Consider the following 2,198-nt stretch of genomic DNA (forward strand, 5'->3'; position numbering starts at 1 on the left):
AGGTATCTACGATCTGATGAAGGTTTATCAAGTGAGAAATGTTACGATGAGGTACAGGGATAGAAACTGGCAGACCCAGGTTGTTGGGTCTACCACGAACTACTTTGAATCCATGGCATGGGGGTTTCAGGTGGGTTCTGTGTTTACTGCTGATGATTATACAAATGCAGAGGCAGTCTGTGTTATTGGCTCAAAGGTATACGATGAGCTCTTTAAGGGCGAAGATGCCGTAGGCAAGGTAATACTTATAGGTAAGTTACCAACAAAGGTTATTGGTGTCCTTGAAGAAAGAGGTGGCAGCACAGGCGGTCCGAATATAGACGACAGGGTGATCATGCCGTTAACAACGGTAACAAGCAGAATTGCTAACGAAAAAAGATACCTAAGCATGCTGAGGTTAAAAACGGATAGGGACCCGGACAAGACTGTTGAAGATGTGAGAGAAAAAAGATACCTAAGCATGCTGAGGTTAAAAACGGATAGGGACCCGGACAAGACTGTTGAAGATGTGAGAACGGTGCTTAGAAACAATCATGGTCTTCAAGGGACAGCAGATGACGATTTTACCATTAGAAGTTCTAAGGATATCTTAAAGTTCGTAACGGTTATTTCAGGTTCCCTGTTTCTCTTTTTGGGGACAGCATCGGTAGTGGCGCTTGTTGTCAGCGGTTTTGTTCTTGCCAATCTTTTTTATCTGACCATACAGGAGAGGAGGAAAGATATCGGCATCAGGAGGGCCTATGGAGCATCAAGAAGGGGTATCTTGCTGTCCTTCCTCTTTGAATCGATACTCATAACGTTAATGGGTGGAATAGCGGGCATCCTGCTGAGCGTGATACTTGGCGGGACATTCGAGAAGTTGTTTGACATCCCCATGTTGTTCTCGTATAAGGTTGTCGTTTTTGCCCTGTGTTTCAGCTTTCTTACCGGGCTTCTTTCCGGCCTCAGGCCAGCGCTTAGAGCGAGCAGGATCGAACCGATTGAGGCAATCAGGGGATGATTTATACAGTCAAGTTTTACCTCAGGATAGCCCTTCAAAATCTTGTTATACACAAAGGAAGGATGGCTCTGGCGCTGCTTGGTATCCTTTTCGCGGTCATGAGCCTCGTTGCTTTTGGCAACATCAGTAACGGTATGAAAAAGAAGATTGATAATGAAATAAGTAAATTCGGGAAAAATCTAATTATTTTACGGGCTGGTCTCGTATTTGCATCGAGAAGCGGGACAAGGCAGTTTGCGGAATCGAAGACCCTGAAACTTCGAGATGTGAACAGGATCAAAGAGTCCCTTCCCGGGATAGTGGAGGCGGTACCTTTCTTTGACATAACCTATCCCGCTCGTTATGAAGACAAGACGCTCACCGTGAGCATTGTAGGGACTACTGACGCTGTATTCAAGATAAGGAATGTAGGACTTATAATGGGTAAGTATTTCTCAAAGGAGGAAGACCTTAAGGCAGATAAAAAGGCTGTAGTTGGATACAAGGTGTTTGATAACCTTTTTCAGCGAGAAGATCCGATTGGCAAGTATATCCTTGTCTACAGGGTACCCACAGAGATCATCGGGGTAATTGATGAAAAAGGAACCGATTTTGCCGGGCAGGATCAGGACCTTCAGGTCTATATACCCCTTAACACCTTTATGAGACGTTATAGCAATGTGGACTATATCAAGGGTGCTTATCTTCAGGTGCAGGATGGAGTTTCTCTTACCCAAATGAAGCAGAAGCTGAGGAGTTTCGTAAGGAAGATCCATAATATGAAGGACGAGCAAAAAGACGATTTTTCGATTTTTACCATGGAAGACATTGTGAGAACACAGGAAGAGGGGATCCGACTTGTATCGATTCTGACCGTAATAGCGTCCATCGTTTCTTTTTTGATAGGAGGGCTTGGTATATTTGCTATTATGCTTCTTTCCATATCTGAGAGAAAGCTGGAGATAGGGATACGGAGAGTAGTCGGTTCAAAGAAGAGAGATATTATCTTTCAATTCCTGGCGGAGTCTGTTATCGTTGCCTTAATGGGAGGCATGTTTGGTATATGTGTTGGTTTTGTCATTACAATTATAGTTGATTATTTTGGTGGGTTTCCACTCTCTTTACATCCCGAGAGCATCGTAATTTCTCTTGTCATTAGTATGGTGATTGGTATCCTGGCTGGTATCTACCCTGCTATTCAGGGAACAAAGTATGAACC

Annotated in this window: 2 protein-coding genes; both read left to right on the top strand. The window is 43.9% G+C overall.

What is annotated here, in order from left to right; all coding sequences use genetic code 11:
- Positions 1-1,000: ABC transporter permease (locus NTU69_11590; protein MCX5804151.1), on the top strand; the 1,000-nt coding region annotated here is incomplete at its 5' end.
- On the top strand, positions 997-2,198 hold a 1,202-nt coding region (locus NTU69_11595), incomplete at its 3' end, for an ABC transporter permease (GenBank protein MCX5804152.1). The genes NTU69_11590 and NTU69_11595, both read left to right, overlap by 4 nt.

It is taken from the genome of Pseudomonadota bacterium (genome assembly GCA_026388215.1).
In the GTDB taxonomy this organism is placed as follows: Bacteria; Desulfobacterota; Syntrophorhabdia; order Syntrophorhabdales; family Syntrophorhabdaceae; genus JAPLKF01.